1 protein-coding gene is annotated in these 1992 nt (G+C 51.2%); it reads right to left on the bottom strand.

The window, feature by feature from the left end:
• Window positions 1-232: 232 nt before the first annotated feature.
• A complete protein-coding gene (locus tag FJ147_28390) occupies window positions 233-1528 on the bottom strand; it encodes an LLM class flavin-dependent oxidoreductase (protein MBM4259801.1) in 1296 nt (431 codons plus the stop codon).
• Window positions 1529-1992: the final 464 nt, after the last annotated feature.

Genomic DNA, 1992 nt, shown 5'->3' with positions numbered 1-1992 from the left:
GCCAGTTCCCCCGCCGCAAACGCTCGGCGGCCCATCGACTGCGGTTCGCGAAATATGGCAAACGGATACTCGCGTAAACTTAATGTCATTGCCCTGCCAGGGAGAGGGCTAGGGTGAGGGTCAAAAGCTGAAATCTGAGCTAGAGACAATCGCAAATTGCCCCAGTAAGAAAAAAACAGGGCAGCTCTTTAGGCTGCCCTGTTCACTTGTGCGGATCGGTATTGGTGACGCCTTATGCCGCCTTGTTAATACCAACCACAGGATCACGCTTGCCAGAAGCAGGCAGCGAACGTGAGCCAGGCTTCACTTCAAACGGACCAGGCAAATTGAATTCTTTTGCCATCTCACGCATTGCAGGAAGCACCTCGGTGCCTAGCAGACGTAAGCAGGTCTTACGATCCTCGAAGGTCATAGGTCCGTGATGATACCAAATACCAAACACGCCAGGTCGTAACGTTTCCAGCATGGTGCGGATGCGTTTGATCACTGTTTTCGGCGTGCCGGCGATGATTAGACCGCTGTTCAGTGACGACTGGAAATTGGTTTCGATACTGCGACGGATTTCGTCGATATCGACTTTCCCTTGGGTATAGCGAATAACCTCCGCACCAGTACGCGGATCTGCAAACGCCTTGGCTAAGCGTCTGGTTGCTTCTTTCGAGTTGTATCCCGGAGGGAACATCCACTCTGCACGAGCGAAAGAGCCAAACCCGCCACCAAAGACGAAGCCTCTTGCCAGTTCTTGGGCTTTCTCCTCGGTCTCAGCAACGCAGACGTTCTGCAGATAGCCGAAGTTCTCAGGACCAGCTTGATACCCGTGTTGCGCAGCAACGTCGGCGTACAGGTTCGCCATTTCCACGGTAGCATCGATTTGCGTTCCTAGTGCAATATAGGGATAACGATGCTGGGCACTCCAGATCACGGTTTCCGGGCTAATGAGGCCAGGAATCCAGATTTGCGGCACTGGTTTTTGCATTGGCAGAACCCAAGGATTCACAAACCGATAGTGATAATGCTTGCCTTCGTAACGCCATGGTCCTGGTTTGGTCCAGGCTTGGACGATGAAGTCGTGTGCTTCATTGAAGCGTTCACGATTGAAGGCTGGGTTGACATTGTTGGCAATCTGTTCACTTCCTGCGCCACGCACCCAACCTGGCACTAAGCGGCCACCAGAGATCAGGTCAATCATCGCCAATTCTTCAGCCAGACGAAGGGGGTCTCCGACCGGGAGCGGGTTGCCGAGCAGAACGATTTTCACTCTCTTGGTGATACGGGCAAGGACTGCGGCTTCAACGTCCATGACAGAGCCCATACAAAATGGGGTCTGATGATGTTCATTGAGCATCACTCCGTCAAAACCTAGTTCTTCAGCATACACACGCTCATCAAGATACTCGTTAAAGAGACGGCTCGCTTTAGATGGATCAAAATGGGTATTGGGCACCCCGAAATAGCTGCTGCCGTTTTCGATAACCGCATCTTCTGGAACGTGGATATAGGCACGTTCAGAGAACGACATGAGATGCATATCTATTCCTCCTTTTCCTCAAACTGTTGCAAATCATAGTTACATCTTTTCTCAACGTAGAAACTTCCCTTTCTTACCCCTTTTCCCCTATCGAGCGCAAGAGAAAGGAGACAAATAGAGCGCGTTTTGAAGAGTCCTTGACAAGAGAAGGCGAGAGATTTAAGTATACCGGACCTGCCACGAGTTCTGCCGAAGATCAGCGAGTATCACTTCCACCGGATTTGAAGAAGCTGGCATCGCAGAGGAAATACTTTAGCGGCAAGGAGAAAGTCTCTCCTTGAAGGATCCTTTTTGAGAAAGCTCCTTCGCTAAGGTAAAAGAAGCGATCGTGGTGAGTAAGCTCTTTGACAGCTAGGGAGGCACTGGAGAGGTGTCTTAGGGAGAGAGAGGGAAGCGAGAAGTTCTGAGTGGACCCGCAAGGGTCTGCGGAGTAAGGTTTAAGTGGAGAGTTTGATCCTGGCTCA

The sequence above is a fragment of the Deltaproteobacteria bacterium genome (assembly GCA_016874775.1).
GTDB lineage: Bacteria > Desulfobacterota > Binatia > Bin18 > Bin18 > VGTJ01.
This window is presented reverse-complemented; position numbering and strand designations above follow the sequence as displayed.

Bases quoted from the DNA above. Each gene is read 5' to 3' on its own strand.
- FJ147_28390 (MBM4259801.1), bottom strand. From the start codon at position 1,528: ATGCATCTCATGTCGTTCTCTGAACGTGCCTATATCCACGTTCCAGAA.